Genomic DNA, 20,434 nt, shown 5'->3' with positions numbered 1-20,434 from the left:
ACGAATTCCTAAAGTGATAGAAACACGTTAGAAAAATCTTTTTCGGCAATCAAATCATTGTAATGAATGGCAACTTTGTTCTTTTCGATTACGGTTTGCGTGATGCTAAGTGTTTTTAAAATATCATTTCGGTTGATGACTAAGCCGTGCTCGGTGTTGTCTTCTTCGGTATAACGGTGAAAGTTGAATAGTTCTTCTTCGTTGACTTCGGGTTGTGTATCGAGGAAAGTAGAAAACCAATTCGCTCTTTTTTCTCGAATTTCTTTCGAATATAATGTTGATGACGACCAAATATGACTTTGATTCGTATCCAATGCTAAAGTGCTTTTGGCCAGCTCATTCCAACGCAATTGATAGAGCTTTTGGTTTTCGAATAAGACCAAAGTAAACGGTTCGATATCGTTTAGATCAATCGTTTGCCAAGCCTGAAAAGGCGATTCGCTGCTGATTAAATCGAGTACAATCAGACCACGACTTTTGCGATAACTGTTTTTTAAAGTATGTTTTTCTTCGGCACCATTTAGCAGAACCAAGACATTAGAATGTTCATCGATGGCATACCAAGTACCGCCGGCTTTATTGTCTTTAGGGAAGATAACTTTCTTATTATTGATGTGATAAGTTTTAGGTTCAATGGCATTCGGTCGAATGATTTTCTCATCACGATTAGAAGTAATGATAATTTTACCATTGGTGTTGACAAAACTTACTGTGCACATTGTTTTCGGTATTCGATGGTAGAACGTGCTACGCCAAAATCGGCATCAATTGCAATGGTTTTCGACTGGATAATCGCCACTTTGATTAACGCTTGATGGTGAATGCAATGCTCTAAATTGTACAACAATTCTCGGTGGTAATTACTATCAATCAATAGCTCTTCGCCATCGACTATTTGTTGCAATTGCAAGTTTTTGTTGGGTTTATCGACTTGGTTCAAAATAGTATCGATACATTCTTTGGCGAAAGCCGTATTGGTTTGAATCAGGTAATCTCGCTTTCGATTATCATAATTGACAACGCCTGTTTCATATTGGTTTTCCAAACACTGAAACATTTCAATAATGTGACGCGTGTGTTCGCCAATGGTGGCATTGCTTAAATCATGACACGGACAACAATAATCGTCGTCTGATAGTTGCAAGACCAAGCCTGATAATTCGTTAAGAGTTTTGTAGATCGCCGGAATAAGCATATTTTTTTGTTTGATTAATTATAGTTACGATTTTGGTCAAAAAATAGTTTTACAATTTAAATCGCAATAAATCCGGAATTTTATTTCGCTCCGCATACACCAAAAGCAAACAGCTTAGTAAAGTGATGAGAGCCAAAACAAATAACGTTCCACCATCATTTTGCACTTCTATTCCTAAAACAAATATATGAGAAAAAATGGCACCTAACATCGTACCCAATCCTAAAAGTGCGCCAAGTAAGGTTGTTCTGGGAATCAAAATCAAAATCGAAGCAATCAATTCGACCACGCCGGAACCAATTCGACCAAAAGGTTCAATGCCTAAAGTTTGAAAAATGTACACGCTTTCTTCAGCGGCGGTGAATTTGAAATATAAGGTTTGCAAAAGGATTACGACTGCGATGAGCTTGACAATCCAGAGTATAATTGGGTTTTTCATTGTATAGATTATTAGATTATTAGACTACTTAGAAGATAATTACTGATCACTAACAGCTGATCACTGACCACTAATCTTTTTCCAGTTGGCATCGGCTTTTTTCTTCAAATTGACTTCGTCTTTGTTCCAACTTTTGAGTGTATTGTTGAAATAAGCGTTGTAAAACAAATACAATTTACCATCCAAAACTTTAAACGTTTCCGGATTAATTTCTACTTTCTCGCCATAATCGCCCATTGCGAAAGCACACCAACCGCCATATTGAGGTTCGTAACTTGAAGGATTTTTAACGAAAGCTTCTTTGTTGGCTTGAGAAGAAAAATAGTAAGTCACGCCTTCATTGGTTGAAGCGAATGTCGCTTTCCCTTTTACTGCTTTTTTCTGTGTAAAATACGCCACAGGATCATAACCTTGAATGGCTACTTTTTTTTCTAAATTGAAATGAGTGGCTCTTGAAGTTTGCGCCAAACCGGTTACCGAAATAAAGGCAATCAGTAAGATTAGAATTTGTTTGTTCATGAGTTTTAATTTTTAAATTATCTTATTTGATAAAGCAAAAGTAAAGCGCCATGAAAAGCAGTTTTGTCGGTTAGTTTACAATTGGCGTGAAATAATTAAAAACAATTTATTTCTATTCTATTACCAATCCAAATCCCAGACAGAATTCATCAATTAATTTTTGGTATTGCGTTATTCCTTCTTTTTGCACACCGAACTGAATTTCAACTGAACCACCAATTCCATTATAAACAAATCCCTGATAAATATATTCGAAACCCTGATATTCTAGTTGACATTCGAAATAATCAACCTCAAGATTATTTAATTTCTTTTTTTGAATTTTAAAATTAGTAACCTTTCCAATACTTGTGTATTGTTCTTTGACACTTTTTTTTAAACTTTTTTCAGGGAAAAAATAATCAAACTCTTTGTAAGAGCAAGTAACTAGATTGTATGTATCATTAAAAACAGCATCCCATTCTGTTTGATTATCACTTTTTATCCAACTCTTGTTATAATCTATCTTATATAAACCTTTTTTTTCCAATATAAGTTTGAATCTGCGAAGTCTGCCCTATTGCACTTACACTTAATAAAACCATTAAGACCAATACTTTCTTTACCATACTGTTTGCTTATTTACTTTCGAACTAACTTCGAAATATCTTCTATGATAATTTCTTTTCGACCATAATGCATCAAGCCGTTTTCCTCTAACTCATTTAATAAAACAGTAGCGGTTTGGCGTGAAGTACAAATGATTTGAGCGATGTCATTTTGGGTAAGATAATTTTGAATCGTAACCCGATTGCCATCGCGTTTCCCATCGCGTGCTGCCCAATCTTTGATAAAAGTGAGCAATCTGGTTTTAGCATCTTTGGAAACCAAATTGGCGTAGTTGTTTTTGATGCGTTTTAATTTCAGTCCTACAAACTTCGTGTAAGACAGTGCCAAACTTGGATTGCGCAACAACAAATCTTCAAAATCCGATAGGAGAAAACTGCAAATGGCCACATCGTCAGTCAAGGCTTTGGCATATTCATTAGAATTTCTGTCGCTTTCTAATGTTAATTCACCAAACAAATCGCCTTTTTCTATAATGTCTTTGATGGTTTCGTTGCCGTCTTCATCTATGGAAACAATTTTGATATTCCCTTTTTTAAGTAAAAAAACACGTGGTACATCCGAAGAAGAAAAATATATGATATCGCCTTTTTTGGCTTTTTTAAAACCGGTAATTATGCACAACTGTTTGATTTGGTTCATACTCAATGTCCAAAACAATTTGTGATCGCGGAGATACCAATATTTTAATTCTTCATACATAAGGTAAATGTATAAATTTTATCCAATAAAAAACCCTTCCAAAAAGAAAGGGTTAATTTTATCGTTTGAAGTTTGTTTTAAGAAACCAAGCCTCTTGAAATTACAATTCTTTGGATTTCTGAAGTACCTTCATAAATCTGTGTGATTTTAGAATCGCGCATCATTCTTTCAACGTGGTATTCGGCTACGTAACCGTTACCTCCGTGAATTTGCACGGCTTCATTGGCTACTTCTAGAGCGATTTCAGAAGCGTATAATTTGGCCATAGCACCACTGTGAGCAATGTCTTTCCCTTCGTCTTTTTCGCAAGCCGCTTTCATGATTAACATTTTGGCAGCTGTGATTTTTACATACATATCGGCCAATTTGAACGCAATCGCTTGGTGTTTGAAAATTTCTTTGCCGAATGCTTTGCGTTCTTGTGAATATTTCAATGCCAATTCGTAAGCACCGGTCGCAATTCCCAAAGCTTGAGAAGCAATTCCGATTCTTCCGCCGTTTAAGACATTCATCGCAAAGTTGAATCCGAAACCGTCGGCACCGATTCTGTTTTCTTTTGGAACCTTAACATCGGTAAACATTAACGAATGAGTATCACTACCGCGAATACCCATTTTCTTTTCTTTGGGCCCGATTTCGAAACCGGCCCAACCTTTTTCTACGATAAAAGCATTGATACCTTTGTGTCCTTTTTCGACATCGGTTTGTGCCATTACTAAATAAGTTGACGCAGTTCCACCATTGGTAATCCAGTTTTTGGTACCGTTTAACAAATAGTAATCGCCCATGTCTTTGGCGGTTGTTTTTTGCGAAGAAGCATCACTTCCGGCTTCCGGCTCTGACAAACAGAATGCCCCGATTACTTCACCTTTCGCCAATGGCACTAAATATTTCATTTTTTGTTCTTCCGAACAGTATTTTTCCATTCCGGCACAAACTAATGAATTGTTCACCGACATGATTACCGCCGCAGAAGCATCTACTTTGGCAATTTCGGTCATCGCCAAAACATAAGAAACACTGTCCAATCCGGCGCCACCATATTTTGGATCCACCATCATACCCATGAATCCTAAATCTGCCATCATTTTGACTTGCTCGGTTGGAAATTTGGAGTGTTCGTCTCTTTCTATTACGCCCGGTAACAATTCCGCTTGAGCAAAATCTCTGGCGGCTTGTTGAATCATTAACTGTTCTTCGGTTAAATTAAAATCCATAAATTGTAACGATTATGTTTGTTGTTTCTTTAATTTTGGTGTGCAAAAATAGGATTTAAAAGTTACAATTTCAAACGTTTTCGTAAATTTAGCCAATGTTGAAAGAAAGTTATAAGGTTATCGGTGTCATGTCGGGCACATCGTTGGATGGCGTTGATTTGGCACACATTCATTTTACGGTAATTGACCGCAAATGGCAGTATAAAATCCTTGAAAGTGAGACCATTTCTTATAGCGACAATTGGTTAAACAAATTGCGTACCGCGGTTGATTTTTCGGAAGCCGAATTAAAGCAACTTAATCAAGACTACACGATTCTTTTAGGGAATATCATCAAAGACTTTATCCTAAAATACAAGATTAAAAACCTCGATGCAGTTTGTAGCCATGGGCATACGATTTTGCATCAACCCCAAAATGGTTACACTTTACAAATTGGTAATCTAAAAGAAATTGCTCCAATTGTTGGCGAAACCATCGTCTGTGATTTCCGAGTGCAAGATGTGAAACTCGGTGGTCAAGGCGCGCCGTTAGTACCAATAGGTGATAGAATTTTATTCTCCGATTATGATTATTGTTTGAATTTAGGTGGTTTTTCGAATGTGTCTTTTGAACAAGACGGCAAACGAATTGCTTTTGATATTTCGCCGGTAAATACAGTTTTAAATTTTTATGCGAATAAATTAGGTTTACCTTATGACGACAAAGGCAATATTGCTCGAAGCGGTGAAACAGATATGGCTTTATTGGAAGAATTGGACAATTTATCTTATTACCAAAAACCTTATCCGAAATCTTTAGGCTTTGAATTTGTCAAAACTGTTGTGCTTCCGCTGATGGAAAGTTACGACCTGAGTATGGAAGACAAAATGCATACTTTTATCAAACACATTGCCAAACAAACAGCTTTGGCGCTTCCAAACAGAAGAGGAAATATGCTTGTAACAGGCGGTGGCGCATACAATACTTTTTTATTAGATTCGATGCAGGATTATTTACCCGAATTGCAACTAATTGTTCCCGATGCTAAAACTTTAGAATATAAAGAAGCTTTGATTTTTGCCTTGCTTGGTGTATTAAAGTTAAGGAAAGAGATTAATGTTTTGAGTAGTGTGACCGGCGCGAAGAAAGATCATTCATCAGGGTTTATTTTCGATAAGTGATATGAATTTGAGAATTATAGCTTTCCCTTTTTTATCTTTATCATAGTCCATAATTACATCATCAAAATCCTTAATTAATTTATTGGCCTCATCGGAATTATTCAGATGCACAAGTCTTTGCATATAATCTGAAGCAAACCAATTATAGTCTTCATCAACCAAAGCTTTCAAATTCTTTAACATTAAAGCGTCTATTTCATTTTCATTTCCTTCGTAAACCAAATCAACAAGACCTAAATCAAGATACGACTGGTCAGCTGACTTAATTAAAGCTGTTTTCAATCTTTCTTTTTGATCATTGGAAAGCAATAATTCAAAATCGGGAGCTTTCGATCTGGAATAAAACGACATAAAATGACTATCGGGCGACAATTCAAAAGTACCTTCCCATTGGGTATAATGATTCTCGGCACATTTAACGAGCCATTCAACGGTTTGTTTGAGTTGTTCTATCGTATTGTCCACTTTCAATATCGACTGTATTTCCTGAATTCGCTCTTTGTAGATTGCTATTCCTTCTTTATCTAAAGTCTTCGAACCATAGGATAAAGCATGTGTTGCGTACTTTCCGTTTTCTTCATCTAAAAAAGCCAATACATCTGTGTTTTCATAATACATATCAGAAGCCGGACAAATCATACCTGGTTCAAACTCAATTTTGATAGTGTCATCTTTTATGCTTCCCTGCAATCTTTCATTGACTACAATATAAGCAAATGTATCTGTATCACTTTGCTTTCTATTTATTTTACGTGTTATTTTTTCTACTTTAATTACATGTCCAACAATGATATGTTTGCTCTCTGACACTAGCATCCGTAAAGGTCTTGGCGAAATTGGATAAGTAATTGCATTGGCAGCATAAAACCAAAAAAGACAAATAATAAAAAATAGTTTTTTCATAAGACTACATTTAAAAACGACTACAAAACATTCTATAATATTAAAACAAAATCTAAAACAAATCTCATAATTTTTTGCTAAAATATATTTAATCAATATATCATAAATTGATTAAAACATAAACAATCAAAAGCACTTCTGCAAAAACTAGTTTTAATAAATAAATCCCAATTCGTAATTCCCAATTCGTAATTTTCAAATTCCTATATTTGCACCACAAACTAAATTACACTCTAACTAAAACTAAGAATCTGAAGTGAGCTCAGATTAGATACAATGAAAGACTTATTAAAAAAATTCGAAAACAAAGAACCCGAAATCGTATTCAACTGGAAAGACGCTGAGACAGAAGCCGAAGGATGGACAGTAATCAATAGCCTTCGTGGCGGTGCTGCCGGTGGTGGAACGAGAATGAGAAAAGGACTAGACATGAATGAAGTATTGTCATTAGCCAAAACTATGGAAGTGAAGTTCTCTGTTTCAGGTCCGGCGATTGGTGGTGCTAAATCAGGCATCAATTTCGACCCGAATGATCCACGCAAAAAAGGTGTGTTACAACGTTGGTATAAAGCCGTTTCTCCTTTGTTAAAAAGTTATTACGGAACCGGTGGTGATTTGAATGTTGACGAAATCCACGAAGTTATTCCTTTCACGGAAGAATGTGGCGTTTGGCATCCGCAAGAAGGGGTTTTCAACGGGCATTTCAAACCAACAGAAGCTGATAAAATCAATAGAATTGGGCAATTGCGTCACGGCGTAATTAAGGTAATCGAAAACCCAAAATTCTCTCCGGATGTTTTAAGAAAATATACTGTAGCCGACATGATTACCGGTTTTGGCGTTGCTGAAGCGGTTCGTCATTTCTATAATATTTATGGCGGAGATGTTCAAGGCAAAAAAGCGATTGTACAAGGATTTGGAAATGTAGGTTCGGCTGCTGCTTTTTATTTGGCCGAAATGGGTGCCAAAGTTGTCGGAATCATTGACCGCGATGGTGGTGTGATCAACGAAGAAGGTTTTTCTTTTGAAGAAATCAGAATGATGTTCCTGAATAAAGACGGTAATAAATTGGTAGCCCAAAATATGATTCCGTTTAATGAAATCAACGAAAAAATATGGACTTTAGGTGCTGATATTTTTGCGCCATGTGCCGCTTCAAGATTGGTAACCAAAGACCAAATCGATAGCTTAATCACGAATGGCTTAGAGGTGATTTCTTGTGGCGCGAATGTACCGTTTGCCGACAAGGAAATATTTTTTGGCCCGATTATGGAAGAGACAGATAGCAAAGTAAGTTTGATTCCGGATTTCATCTCCAATTGTGGTATGGCGAGAGTTTTTGCCTATTTCATGGAGAAAAAAGTACAAATGACTGACGAAGCCATTTTCTACGACATTTCGGAAACCATTAAAAAGGCTTTGGACAAAGCGCATGCTTTGAATTCTGACAAGAAGAATATCAGCGCGACTGCCTTTGAAATTGCACTGAAACAATTAGTTTAGTAAAAAATTAACAGCGAGGTTTACACAATATTTAGTACTTTTAAGCGTTATAACTTTAACGAACAAAAGAATAGTTATGAGTTTTGAACTATCCAATGACGATAAAAAATCCTTAGCCATTACTACTGTAGTGTATGCTTTATTGATTCTTTTACTTTTCTTATTGCGTTTTTGGCCTCCGGCTGACATGAAAATCATGGGCGGCGGTGGCGGTGGCGGTATTGAGATGAACTTTGGCGACAGTGATTACGGTATGGGCGATAATTACAAAAGCGAAGTCTTAAATGTAAAAGACCAAGCTAAAGTAGCCCCAACGACAACTTCTCCTGAAGACAATATCATTTCGGATGAAAATGACGATGACGATACCAATGTAGCCATTCCTAAAAAAGACATCAAGAAAACACCAACTCCTGTAGTTCCTAAAAAAGACATCAAACCCGCACCGGAAAAACCAAAAGTTTCCAAAAATGCCAATGATGCCTTATCAAGTATTTTAGGCAATAAAGGTGGCGATGGTAATGACACTAAAGGCGGTAACAAAGGAAGTGCTAACGGCAACCTAAATTCAAGCGGTTATTACGGTAACGGCAGTGGAACAGGTTCTGGCGGCGGAAACGGCAGTGGAACCGGAACCGGAACAGGTTCGGGAACAGGTTCAGGAAATGGAAGCGGAAATGGTGGTGGCAACGGCAGTGGTTCAGGTTATTCCCTAGGAAACCGAAAAGCTTTGAGTAAACCACAACCGGATTACACTTGTCAGGAACAAGGAAGAGTAGCCGTGCAGGTTACAGTTGATCGAAACGGAAATACAGTCAGTGTTACCGCCGGAGTTCAAGGCACAACCAATACGGCGAAATGTTTGCTCGACCAAGCAAAAATTGCAGCCATGCAAACCAGATGGCAAGCTGATGCCAATGCGCCCGAAAAACAAGTTGGAAAGATAATTTATACTTTCAGTTTGAACTAAACATAAAAAAATCCCATTCGAGTGAATGGGATTTTTCTTTTATACTATTTCGATTACCAACCGTCTGCTTTCTTTTTCTTATCCATAAAAGTGACCAAACTTTTATTTAACTCGTTAAAAAGAGATTCATAAGCGGCAGGTACATCGTCTTTGTACTTCTTCAAACTTCCATCTTTATTGTAATACTCTGAGAAGTCATTAAGGTCGTGCGTTACCACAGTTGTTGCATTGTTAGGTTTTTCGGTTAAACCAACGGCTTCAAATTTGAATTTGCCTTCTTTAAAACTGATTTCAATAGTAAAAGTAGCATATGTACAAACAGTAGTTCCACCGGCTTTACTGCAAAGGAAATTCTCTTTTCCGCCTTCAACCGTTATTTTTTCTCCTTCTACAGAAGAAACTACTTTATACCCTTTTTTACTGTTTTCTTTAACCCAAGCCAAAGTCAGGTTGTAGGTATCTTTAGCCGAGCCTTCATAAGTCGTTACGATAAAATCGGTCAAACCTTCTTTGGAAAACTTGAATTCGGTGTCTTGGGCAAATGTTGAGGCTGAAATAAAAGCCATCAACAGCAACGTTTTTATTTTCATTATAATTTAATTTTAATTCGGACTCGTGGCGATAACGAACTTAAGTTTGTTCTTAACACCTATTTGCAGCACATCTACCAAGTCTTGGACTTGCATAGTGGCCGGAATTCTAATCACAACCGTTTGTTGCTTTTCGGGATCCATTTTGGACAAAAGTTTGTCTTCTAATTGACCAAAATCTACTTCCTCTTTATCGACAAAAAATCGTTTCTCTTCCGTCACCGAAAGCGTGATTAATTGTTTGTTGGTTTTCTCATTCGTTTTCGATTTCGGCAATGTCATTCGGATAACATTCGGATTTGCCAAGGTCGAGATAATTAAGAAAAACAACAATAAGAAGAACATAATGTCGCTTAACGAAGAGGTCGCGACTTCTGCATGAAATCGTTTATTTCGCTTTATGGCCATTTGGTCTTTGAATTATGTTTACAAATTCTAATACTTGTTTTTGAATCGACAAAGAGAAACCGTCAATCTTCCCGTTAAACAAGTGATAAGCGGCATAGGCAATAATCCCTACGATAAGTCCGGCACCACTACTAATCATCTTTTCGTATAAACCTCCGGATATATTCCCTATACTGATGTCTTCGGTTACCGAAATGCTGTAGAAAATTTTAATTACCCCGGAAATCGTACCGATAAATCCTAAGGTTGGTGCAATACCTGCAATCAAACCCAATTGACCTAATCTTCTTTCCATATAACCAATTTCGATATTGGCGGCACGCTCCATATTGGATTCAATTTCATTGATGTGTCTTCCAATAGTAAGTACACCTTCTTTTAAGATATTCCCTTGAGCTGTTCCGCTTCTTTCGGCAGCCATAACAGCCATATCAATATTGGCATTGTTCAAATGATTGCGTACATCCGACATCAAATGATTGTCGATTTTTGCGGCTTTGTGAATGTAGATATAACGTTCAAAAATGATATACAACGTATAAAAAAGCAAAAGCGCAATCGGAATCAGGAAAAGTCCTCCTTTGAAAATAAACTCTAAAACAGAAACTTCGTTGGTTAGAGCTGCATTTGCAGTGTCAGCAGTTGGAATGGCTTGCGCTAAAGTATCAACTTGCAACTGTAAAAATGTACTAATCATATTTATTAAATTTTGGGCTATTAATTCTGAAAATAATTTCAAATTTGTATTGACCTTACGGGCATCACAATATACAACGAAAAAAAAATTAAAAAAGTATATCAAAATTATTTTTTCCTAAAATTATGAACTATAAAGAAACCTTGGATTGGATGTTTAATCAATTACCGATGTACCAAACTCAGGGTGCCACAGCTTATAGAAAAGACATCACCAACACGGTTTTATTAGCCAATCATTTAGGCAATCCTGAAAAGCATTTGAAGTGCATACACGTAGCCGGAACCAACGGCAAAGGCTCAACTTCACACCTACTCGCTTCGGTTTTACAGGAAGCCGGCTATAAAGTTGGGTTGTACACTTCGCCACACTTAAAAGATTACCGCGAACGAATTGCCATCAACGGGAAACCTATTTCGGAAGACTATGTTTGTGACTTTATCAACAATAACAAATCATTTTTTGAAGCCCATCAATTGAGTTTTTTTGAAATGAGCGTCGGACTGGCTTTCGAATATTTTGTCAAACAAAAAACAGACATCAACATTATTGAAGTCGGTATGGGCGGAAGATTGGATTCAACTAACATCATCACACCGTTGATTTCTGTGATTACCAATATTGGATTAGACCATACTCAGTTTTTAGGCAATTCACTCGAAGCCATAGCCTTTGAAAAAGCAGGTATCATTAAACCAAATATTCCTGTAGTGATTGGCGAATATGTTACAGAAACCAAATCAGTTTTTGAAACCAAAGCCAAGGAAACGAATTCCGAAATCTATTTTGCCTCCGATTTGACCCATGAAAACTATCCATCAGCCCTATTAGGCGATTATCAGTTTTACAATAAAAAAACGGTTTTACAAACTTTGAAAGTATTACAAGAAAAACAATTGCTTTCAGTTTCCGAAGAAGCGATTAAAAAAGGCTTTTTGAAGGTAATTGAGAATACCAATCTTCAAGGTCGTTGGCAACAATTAGGAGAAAACCCAAAAATAATTTGCGACACGGCTCACAATGCTCATGGATTGTCCATTGTTTTAAACCAATTGAAAAAGGAAAAATTTGACACACTGCATATCGTTTTAGGTGTAGTGAATGATAAAAATCTGGAAGAAATTCTGCCGCTATTCCCAAAAAACGCGAAATATTATTTCTGTAAACCCAATATCCCACGCGGTTTAGAAGCTGAAATTTTGGCAACAAAAGCCGCAGATTTTGAACTTAAAGGTGAAATATATAATTCTGTTTCAAATGCTTATGCGAACACTACAAAAAACGCAACGGTCAATGACTTAATTTATGTAGGCGGAAGTACTTTTGTAGTTGCAGAAATTTTGTAATTTTTTTTCATTTTAATTTGCAGAATCAAAAAAACGGTCTATATTTGCACTCGCAATCAAGCGCAAGACGGGCGATTAGCTCAGTTGGTTCAGAGCATCTCGTTTACACCGAGAGGGTCGGGGGTTCGAATCCCTCATCGCCCACAAAGAAAACCGATTAGGAAACTAATCGGTTTTTTTATTTTCAATATGTGACAAAAGCTTGCTTTTAGGCGCAGATTGAAAATAAAAAAACAAGGCTGAGTAGCAGCCGCAGGTTTTCTTTGTTCAGGATTCCTCAGTATGGGATCACCGAAGGTAATCCTATTCAATTACGAACTAAAGTTCGTCTACCTGACTGCCACCGGCAGTCCTCCTCTTAATATCAAATCTCATCGCCCACAAAGAAAACCGATTAGAAAACTAATCGGTTTTTTTATTTTCAATATGTGACAAAAGCTTGCTTTTAGGCGCAGATTGAAAATAAAAAAACAAGGCTGAGTAGCAGCCGCAGGTTTTCTTTGTTTAGGGTTCCTCAGTATGGGATCACCGAAGGTAATCCTAATCAAAAGAGACTATTTTTTTAGGAGCACACCTATACCGCTTTCTTACACTCCTGCTCCCGCTTTCCGCTCTACAAGGTGCCACTGCAATCGGGGCTAATTAGACGCATTGATTTTCTATCATAAAAAAGCCACTCGCTTGAGTGGCTTATATATCTGTTGGTCTATCGTTTCAATGTGAAATGCGCTTTAAACTGCTTCATCTTGCCTTGTTCAGGGAAATCTACCGTGAACCAATAATCATCCGAAGGCAATAACTTTCCATTGTAAGTTCCGTCCCATCCTTCGCTTTGGTCACTCGCACTCAATTGTTTCAACAACTTACCGTAACGATCAAAAATGTATATCGTGGTTTGCTCCGCAAAATTTGATAATCCAACAATATTCCAAGCATCGTGGATACCGTCTCCGTTTGGTGTAAAATAACGTGGGTAATCTATCACCATCACTTGATCTATCGTCAGCTCTTCACAACTAAACGCTACTCCTCCTTCGGTATCCCAAACATGTATCACATGCTCACCTAAAGAAACCCCTTCAAAGATATTGCTCGATTGTCTTGGGCCGTCATCCAAACTGTATTCATACGTTCCCCAACCTTCAACAGTAACCGTAATAATTTGACTATCCGTAAAGGCATTGGTTACCGTATAACCTACTGTCCCTGATGCTATAACCGCCTGTCCTGATTGTATCACCGGGAAGTCTGCCGAGGTAGTCTCACACAATAAATCACTATTGCTTATCACTCGTACATGGTAGTTTCTGGTAGCACCCGTTGGTGAAGAAGTGTTTACCGTATACGTTGAACCCGTAGCACCTACAATTAAGTTGCCATCCTCATACCACTCAAAAGTATAATCCGAAGCGTTGACAATACCACTCTCTAAAACTAGTGGTCTTACCACTTCTCCCGTGGTGAAGTCAACACATATCGTAGTGACATCATTCTGGGTATCAATAACCGGATTAGGGTAACGCTCTATCTCTATATCAATAGTGGTCAGTGCATAACAGAATGGTACAATGCTATTGCTGCTGTTCTCTACCTTAACCCAAATCTGATCCGTATCGGGTTGGGTAATATAAGCTTGTGCTTCCGCCAGTGGGATAGCATTAATCCCTGCCTCTGCATCAGCCTGACTGTGGTAGTAACTAATCAAGAAAACAGCCGGGTCTTGTCCGTTGAGAATAGCCGTGTTGAATTGCGTTAAATCCAATTGGAATACCCCATCATATGGGTCGTTGTAATCATCACATTGTGAAAACTCTTGCGCTCCTGTTGCCGTAGCATATTCCTCCACTGCCAAAGTCAGTACTCCCGTTGCATTAACACAACCTGTAGCATTGTTCACTACTCTGATGTAAATATCTTGCGCATCTGGGGTAATATTAGTATACGGAGATACCAGTGGTGTCTCTCCTGTATTGGTAAAAGGATTGGCTCCTGCTGCTGTTAGATAATACGTAATGGTAAAATCAGCCGGGCTTTGGTTCGCACCCAAAATGGCGGTGGCCAAGATTGGGTTGGTCAAATCAAACTGTGCAATACCGTCGGTATTGTCATCACACATTCTGTATGGTGCCAAAGGTTGGATGACTTCAGGTAAAGGATTAACCGTTAAGGGTTGTTCCACCAATACATAACAGTTATTACCCAAATAATCCACTTGGTTGTTCTCTACTCTAATCCAAACATTATCGCCTACCAAAGCCTGAGTCGGGTCGGCTATCGGGAACTGAGCAGCATGAGCATCTGCCTCATTGGTATAGTAAGTCAAGGTAACATTCGTGGCGCCGTTAATGATATAAGCCGCATTTACCGTTACATCAAAAACTTCAACCATATCTCCCGGATTGTTGTCATCACATAGTGGTGCTAAAGGATTCGGGTCGGTGTTCGGTGTTGGTACCGGTAATACTCTAATGTCTAAAGTCGTAATGCTTTGACAACCCGCTGCGCTGGTTACCAAAACGCCTAAGGTTTGAACCGCCGGAAATATATTGGTATAAGCCGTAAAATCTGTTATGGTGGTTGCTCCTCCGGCTTGGGCTTCTGATAATGATGGGTAATACGTTACTGTATAACCTGATAATCCTTGGGTGATCTCAGCATCTTTTACCGTTAAATCAAAACTGTGGTATTGATTATTCGGATCGGTATCATTATCACAAACACTCAGTGGTGCAGGTGTGGTTAGTAACAATGGAATATTGATGATAACATCAAATGAACCTATATTGAAACAACCCGTGGTATTATCTTCTACTCTAACCCAAATAGTTTGGTTGTTCATAGCCGTATAATTGGTCACATTGATAATCGGGGCAATTCCATCCTGGGCAGCCGTTTGAGAGGTGTAATACTCAACAGTATAATTACTTGCAGCCAAAGGTTGTTGGGCCAAGATACTAGCTGTATTGACAGTCAAATCAATACTGGTAATGGCATCTTGGGTATTGTTATCATCATCACAAACTACAATGTCATCTAAATCAACCGGGGCTATTGGACTTGGGTTAACGTTTAGTTCTATTGGAATAACGCTCCAACATCCCGTTAAAGGGTCAACCGCTCTTACGTATAATATTTGTACAAAAGGATTGATATTGTTATAAAGAACACTCGTGTCAATTGGGGTATTACCCTGTTGTGCATCGGTTAAGGTCTCATGGAAAGTCAAAATATAGGGTGCACCTTGTAAAATGTCCGTTGTTAAGCTCGTCAAATCAAATCCGGAAAAGCCATCTTGATTCTCATCACAAATCGTGAAAGGCGCTGTTGGCGGAATTGGTGTTGGCAATGGAACTACTCTGATATCCATCGTAGAGATGCTGTAACATCCGGTGATGCTATTGGTGATACGAATACCTAAAGTCTGTACATAAATAATTTGGTTCGGATACTGTAAATCAGGATGAGAAACATTGATCGCATTGGTATCATTCTCTGCATCTGTCAAACTCGGATAGAAAGTTACCGACATTCCCGTCTGGCCTAATAAAACAGCAGCTACTTGAGAAGCCAAATCAAAAGTCTCAAAACCTATCGAGCCATTGTAATCACACAAAGTGTATTGAGCATAATTAGGCTGGGTAGCATTCGGTAGCGGATTCACTATCAAGTCTAACTCCACTATGTCATAACAACCTGTGGTATTAAATTCTACTCTAACATACACTGTTTGGTTCCACTGCGTTTGGTTGATGTAATTCGTCACACCGCCAATAGCATTAGCATCGTCTTGCGCATTGGCAAAAGTCGTATGGAAAGTAACCGTAACCGTAGTAGGATCAATAGACCCTAAAACCTGTGGTATCGTTGTAGTTAAATCAAAACTCTCAAAACCAGTCTGGCCTGTGTAATCACAAAGCGCATAATCATCCGGCTCGGTTGCCTCAGGGGTTGGGTCAACTATTAATTGTAATTCAACATAATTGGCACAACCGGTCAAGGTATAAAACACTCTGACATAAATCGTCTGTGTCCATGGATTGATATTGTCATAAGGACTCGCAAGTGATGGTGCTGCGCCTATCAAAGCATCGGTCTGGGTTTCGTAATAACTTATCGAAACTCCCGTTAGTGGCCAAACGCCTCCGGCTATTTCTGCAGTGGCTGAGGCTAAATCAAACACGCCAAATCCGTCATTATTAGGATCACAATAATGCAACGCTTGTGGAGTAACGGCAATAGGGCCTTGGGTTACTCTTAATAATTGCGTAGTGGTTGAATAACAACCCGTAACATTATCCTCTACTCTGATATAAACTATCTCGTTATCTGTTCCGGTATATGTACTTGGGGTAACTATCGGACTTGACTCATTTTGGGCCGCAAGCAAAGAGTTATAATACGTAACACTGACTAGTGAAGTATTCCCTGCTGTAACAACGCCTTCATTTATGGTCAAATCAAACAAAGCCTGTGTCGTGGCTCCGTTACTACATTGGAAGATAGGATCCGGTGTAGTCGCCGATGGCAAAGGATTTACCACCAAATTAAACGAACTCACCGAACTACACCCTGTGGTATTATTACTGATGTTTATCCAAATCTCTTGCGGATTACTAATGTTAGTGTACAAGTTCGGTAGCGGACTCGTTTGAGTCTGAGCATCACTCTGAGTCAAATAATATCCTATAGTAACATTGGCCTGACCATTGGCAATCTCTGCATCTTTACTATTCAAAGTAAACACTTCAATACCATCGCCCGGATTGGCGTAATCACACAACTCATAATCCGTAATCACCGGATTGGCTAATGGTAGTGGGTTGACAGTAATAGTATAAGAACCTGTTGTTGAACAGTTGTTTAAGCTGGCTACAATATTAATGGCTGCTGTTACAGCAGACGATCCATTATTAGAGGCAACAAAATTAGGAATGCTACCGGTTCCGGAGGCGGATAATCCAATCGATGACAAACTATTGGTCCAACTAAAACTAGCTCCTGCAGGAGTGCTGATAAAAGCATTAGTGATCACACCTTCTCCTGAACAAACCACCACATTTGATGGCACATTAGTGATTACCGGAAGAGGATTCACGGTAATTATTGCAGAGCCCGACTGTGTTTGACTACAAAACGGAGCGCTTGAAGAAGCAACACTCACTAAAGTATAAGTGCTGTTAACAGTCAACACCGGTGTAGTTATCGTGGCAATTCCTGTACCGTCTAAGGCAATTGTCTGATTGGCACCACCATTTATAGTGTAAGTTACCGTTGCATTGGCAGTACCGTTGAAAGTGATTACTGCTGTATTCCCGGAACAAATGGTTGTTGTACCTGAAATGGTTACAGTTGGAGATGCATTTACTGTTACAACGGCCGAACCTGTTTGTATCTGACTACAAGCCGGAACGCCTGCAGCGGTCACACTCACTAAAGTGTAAGTTGTATTGGTATTTAATGTTGGCGTGGTAAAATTAGCTGAACCGGCTCCGTTTAAAACAATAGTCTGATTGGCACCTCCATTTACAGTATAGGCAACAGTAGCATTTGGCGTTCCGCTAAAAGTAATTACAGTAGTATTTCCGGAACAAATAGTTGTTGTCCCCGAAATTGTTGCTATTGGCAAAGCATTTACCGTTACAACTGCCGAACCCGTTTGCGTTTGGCTACATGCCGGAATTCCAGCAGCTGTGACACTAATTAAAGCATAAGTGGTATTGGCTGTTAAAGCTGATGTAGTTAGCGTTGCTGAACCGCTTGCATTTAAAACTAAAGTCTGATTGGCACCACCGTTTATCGTATAAGTCACTGTTGCATTTGGTGTACCATTGAAAGCAATGGTGGTTGTTGAACCAGAACAAATTGTAGTTGTCCCGGATATAGTGGCTGTTGGTAAAGAATTAACAGTTATTACAGCAGAACCAGCTAGGGTTTGACTACAAGCAGGAGAACCAGAAGCAGTTACATTTACTAAAGTATAAGTACTATTTGCTGATAATATTGGTGTGGTAATAGTAGCCGAACCTGTTCCATTTAAAACAATTGTTTGATTGGCACCTCCATTTACAGTATAAGCAACCGTAGCATTGGGTGTTCCGTTAAAAGTAATCACTGTGGTAGTCCCTGAACAGATTGTGGTTGTACCTGAAATTGTTGCAGTTGGCAAAGCATTAACCGTCACCAGAGCCGAACCAACCAAAGTTTGACTACAAGGCGGTGTTCCGGATAAAGTTACCTGTACCAAATCATAAGCTGTAGTAGTTGTTAATGCTGGTGTTGTCAAAGTAGCCGAACCTAGTCCGTTTAAAAGGATGGTTTGATTCGTACCGCTATTAACTGTATAAGTCACCGTGGCATTTGGCGTACCATTAAAAGTGATGACTGTAGCACTTCCTGAACAAATGGTAGTTGTTCCCGATATGGTTGCCGTTGGTGCAGAATTTATAGTAATTACCGCCGAACCGGTTTGGGTTTGGCTACAAGTAGCAGCTCCCGAAACTGCAACACTTACCAAAGCATAAGTGGTATTTACAGTCAATGCCGGAGTAGTTAGCGTAGCTGAACCGGTTCCATCTAATACTATAGTTTGATTGGCGCCACCATTTACTGTGTAAGTAACGGTTGCGTTTGGTGTTCCATTGAAAGTAATATTCGTAGTTGATCCTGAACAAACAGAAGTTGTTCCCGATATCGTAGCGGTTGGTAAGGCAATAACAGTTATAACTGCCGAACCTGTTTGAGTTTGGCTACAAACCGGAGTCCCTGAAGAAGCGACACTTACCAAGCTGTAAGTAGCGTCCGCAGATAAAATTGGCGTCGTAATCGTTGCTGAACCTGTACCATCTAAAACTATAGTTTGATTACCTCCTCCATTCACCGTATAGGTTACTGTTGCATTAGGAGTACCGTTAAAGGTGATAGTTGTCGTATTTCCAGAGCAAATAGTGGTGGTCCCGGATATCGTTGCAGTTGGCAATGGATTAACCGTTACAGTTACAGATTGATTTAGAGGCTGTGAGCAAATAGTAGTTCCTGAAGCATCTATAGCTCTGACTCCTGTTAGCGCATAAGTTGTATTAGCAGTTGGAGACTGTGTTAAAACATAGCTCCCTGTAGCGTCAATATTAGCATTTTGAGTTGGTCCGCCATTGATGATGTAATCAAAATTAGCTCCTGGAGTTCCTGAAAAAGTAACCGTTACACTATCTCCTGTACAAATAGATGTTGGAGAAACACTCATACTCACAGTGGGAATTAAATTCACCACTAAATTAAAACAGACGATACTAAAACAGTTCGAAACATTATCTGTTACTCTTGCACACAAGGTCTGTGGATTAGATAGGTTTGAATAAATGTTAGGCAATGCGTTAACGTTATCATTAGCATCTGCAGGAGTTTCATGAAAAGTAATTGTATTCCCTGTAGTATCTGCATTTATAAGTGGTCTAACCGTATTAAGATCATAAATCCCAACATTAGGTGTACTACTACAAGCCATAACATCCGGAATTGAAGCTGCGCTTGGCGGTGAAGGAAAAGCTCCGGTTCCGGCTGTGGCCGAACCTATCCATTGTATTTGAAATCCTCCATCACCATTAGGTCTGTCAATCGCAATGTAATAGGATTGTCCCGGTAATACATTAAGCCATCTTACATAACCATTTCCATTAGGACCCGGACCTACTTGGGTATTCAAAGTGGAACCATACATCCCGGTCCAATTTGCTGTTGGCCCTGTTAATCCGGCTTGTTGCGGATTGGTTGTAGCGCATCGAATGGGCGCTCCGAGACTACCACAAACAGGATTAGGACCAAAAACCCAAAAATCATAATCGACTGTAATACTCGGATCATCAGGAATCAAATTAAACCCAAGTGTTCCTCCTTGAACAATATTGATTTCTAACCAGAGAGAATTGCTTTCAAATCCGCCACAGGCATTAATTTCCTGAGTATTACCTATACCATTTGCATTAGAAAAAAAAGTGCCGTTTCCACAAATAGTCAAGGCATTGACACAGTCGTTTGGCTCAACTTGGGCAACAATTGTATTGGCAAAAACAAAAGATAATAGTAGCGTTAAAACTTTCTTCATTGAATCATCATATTTATGCACAATAGCCAATCTCAATTTTCATCGAGATTAGCTATCATTTACCAATCATTAATCTAT

16 protein-coding genes and 1 tRNA gene are annotated in these 20,434 nt (G+C 38.7%); 5 read left to right on the top strand and 12 right to left on the bottom strand.

The window, feature by feature from the left end; all coding sequences use genetic code 11:
- Positions 1–8 precede the first annotated feature (8 nt).
- The 7 genes from P7V56_RS05080 to P7V56_RS05050 form a co-directional block, all read right to left on the bottom strand.
- Positions 9–719: an NRDE family protein gene (locus P7V56_RS05080; protein ID WP_171222599.1), complete on the bottom strand. Its 711-nt coding sequence runs from the start codon at positions 717–719 to the stop codon at positions 9–11.
- Positions 707–1,195 (bottom strand): DinB family protein, encoded by a 489-nt coding sequence (locus P7V56_RS05075; protein ID WP_171222598.1) that lies wholly within the window; start codon positions 1,193–1,195, stop codon positions 707–709. The genes P7V56_RS05080 and P7V56_RS05075 overlap by 13 nt, the downstream gene beginning before the upstream one ends.
- Positions 1,196–1,244: 49 nt before the next feature.
- Positions 1,245–1,634 (bottom strand): DoxX family protein, encoded by a 390-nt coding sequence (locus tag P7V56_RS05070; RefSeq protein WP_171222597.1) that lies wholly within the window; start codon positions 1,632–1,634, stop codon positions 1,245–1,247.
- 60 nt (positions 1,635–1,694) lie between these two features.
- The gene (locus P7V56_RS05065; protein WP_171222596.1) at positions 1,695–2,153 is read right to left on the bottom strand and encodes a YHS domain-containing (seleno)protein; all 459 of its coding nucleotides are present in this window, start codon (positions 2,151–2,153) and stop codon (positions 1,695–1,697) included.
- A gap of 112 nt (positions 2,154–2,265) precedes the next feature.
- Complete coding sequence (locus P7V56_RS05060) at positions 2,266–2,682, bottom strand: hypothetical protein (protein ID WP_171222595.1); 417 nt, start codon at positions 2,680–2,682, stop codon at positions 2,266–2,268.
- 92 nt (positions 2,683–2,774) lie between these two features.
- The gene (locus P7V56_RS05055) at positions 2,775–3,461 is read right to left on the bottom strand and encodes a Crp/Fnr family transcriptional regulator (RefSeq protein WP_171222594.1); all 687 of its coding nucleotides are present in this window, start codon (positions 3,459–3,461) and stop codon (positions 2,775–2,777) included.
- Between the two features lie 77 nt (positions 3,462–3,538).
- Positions 3,539–4,678: an acyl-CoA dehydrogenase family protein gene (locus P7V56_RS05050; protein ID WP_171222593.1), complete on the bottom strand. Its 1,140-nt coding sequence runs from the start codon at positions 4,676–4,678 to the stop codon at positions 3,539–3,541.
- 95 nt (positions 4,679–4,773) lie between these two features.
- Here P7V56_RS05050 and P7V56_RS05045 point away from each other — a divergent pair, with 95 nt between their 5' ends.
- The gene (locus P7V56_RS05045) at positions 4,774–5,841 is read left to right on the top strand and encodes an anhydro-N-acetylmuramic acid kinase (RefSeq protein WP_171222592.1); all 1,068 of its coding nucleotides are present in this window, start codon (positions 4,774–4,776) and stop codon (positions 5,839–5,841) included.
- Here the strand turns inward: P7V56_RS05045 and P7V56_RS05040 are convergent.
- Positions 5,818–6,744 carry a hypothetical protein gene (locus tag P7V56_RS05040; RefSeq protein WP_171222591.1) on the bottom strand — a complete coding sequence of 309 codons (927 nt, stop codon included), beginning with the start codon at positions 6,742–6,744 and terminating at the stop codon, positions 5,818–5,820. The two genes, P7V56_RS05045 and P7V56_RS05040, sit on opposite strands and share 24 nt — an antisense overlap.
- A 276-nt stretch (positions 6,745–7,020) precedes the next feature.
- On the opposite strand from P7V56_RS05040, the gene P7V56_RS05035 reads away from it, so the two are divergent.
- The gene (locus P7V56_RS05035) at positions 7,021–8,247 is read left to right on the top strand and encodes a Glu/Leu/Phe/Val dehydrogenase dimerization domain-containing protein (protein WP_171222590.1); all 1,227 of its coding nucleotides are present in this window, start codon (positions 7,021–7,023) and stop codon (positions 8,245–8,247) included.
- Positions 8,248–8,323: 76 nt separating this feature from the next.
- The gene (locus P7V56_RS05030; protein WP_171222589.1) at positions 8,324–9,217 is read left to right on the top strand and encodes an energy transducer TonB family protein; all 894 of its coding nucleotides are present in this window, start codon (positions 8,324–8,326) and stop codon (positions 9,215–9,217) included.
- Positions 9,218–9,270: 53 nt separating this feature from the next.
- Here P7V56_RS05030 and P7V56_RS05025 read toward each other — a convergent pair whose 3' ends face one another.
- The 3 genes from P7V56_RS05025 to P7V56_RS05015 are packed head-to-tail and all read right to left on the bottom strand — an operon-like array spanning position 9,271 to position 10,909.
- The gene (locus P7V56_RS05025) at positions 9,271–9,807 is read right to left on the bottom strand and encodes a DUF4468 domain-containing protein (protein ID WP_171222588.1); all 537 of its coding nucleotides are present in this window, start codon (positions 9,805–9,807) and stop codon (positions 9,271–9,273) included.
- A 12-nt stretch (positions 9,808–9,819) separates the two neighbouring features.
- On the bottom strand, positions 9,820–10,215 hold the full coding sequence (locus tag P7V56_RS05020; protein ID WP_171222587.1) for an ExbD/TolR family protein: 396 nt from the start codon (positions 10,213–10,215) through the stop codon (positions 9,820–9,822).
- A complete protein-coding gene (locus P7V56_RS05015) occupies positions 10,196–10,909 on the bottom strand; it encodes a MotA/TolQ/ExbB proton channel family protein (protein WP_171222709.1) in 714 nt (237 codons plus the stop codon). The genes P7V56_RS05020 and P7V56_RS05015 overlap by 20 nt, the downstream gene beginning before the upstream one ends.
- Before the next feature lie 128 nt (positions 10,910–11,037).
- Here P7V56_RS05015 and P7V56_RS05010 point away from each other — a divergent pair, with 128 nt between their 5' ends.
- Positions 11,038–12,258, top strand: coding sequence for a bifunctional folylpolyglutamate synthase/dihydrofolate synthase (locus tag P7V56_RS05010; RefSeq protein ID WP_171222586.1), 1,221 nt, complete (start codon positions 11,038–11,040; stop codon positions 12,256–12,258).
- 69 nt (positions 12,259–12,327) lie between these two features.
- Positions 12,328–12,402: transfer RNA gene (locus tag P7V56_RS05005), tRNA-Val, on the top strand.
- A 562-nt stretch (positions 12,403–12,964) separates the two neighbouring features.
- Here P7V56_RS05005 and P7V56_RS05000 read toward each other — a convergent pair.
- A complete protein-coding gene (locus tag P7V56_RS05000; RefSeq protein WP_304986240.1) occupies positions 12,965–20,356 on the bottom strand; it encodes an FIDD domain-containing protein in 7,392 nt (2,463 codons plus the stop codon).
- Between the last annotated feature and the right edge of the window lie 78 nt (positions 20,357–20,434).

Origin of the sequence: Flavobacterium sp. IMCC34852 (assembly GCF_030643905.1) — a bacterium.
Taxonomy (GTDB): domain Bacteria; phylum Bacteroidota; class Bacteroidia; order Flavobacteriales; family Flavobacteriaceae; genus Flavobacterium; species Flavobacterium rivulicola.
Note: the sequence above shows the minus strand (reverse complement) of the source record. Positions and strands in the feature narration are given on the sequence as shown.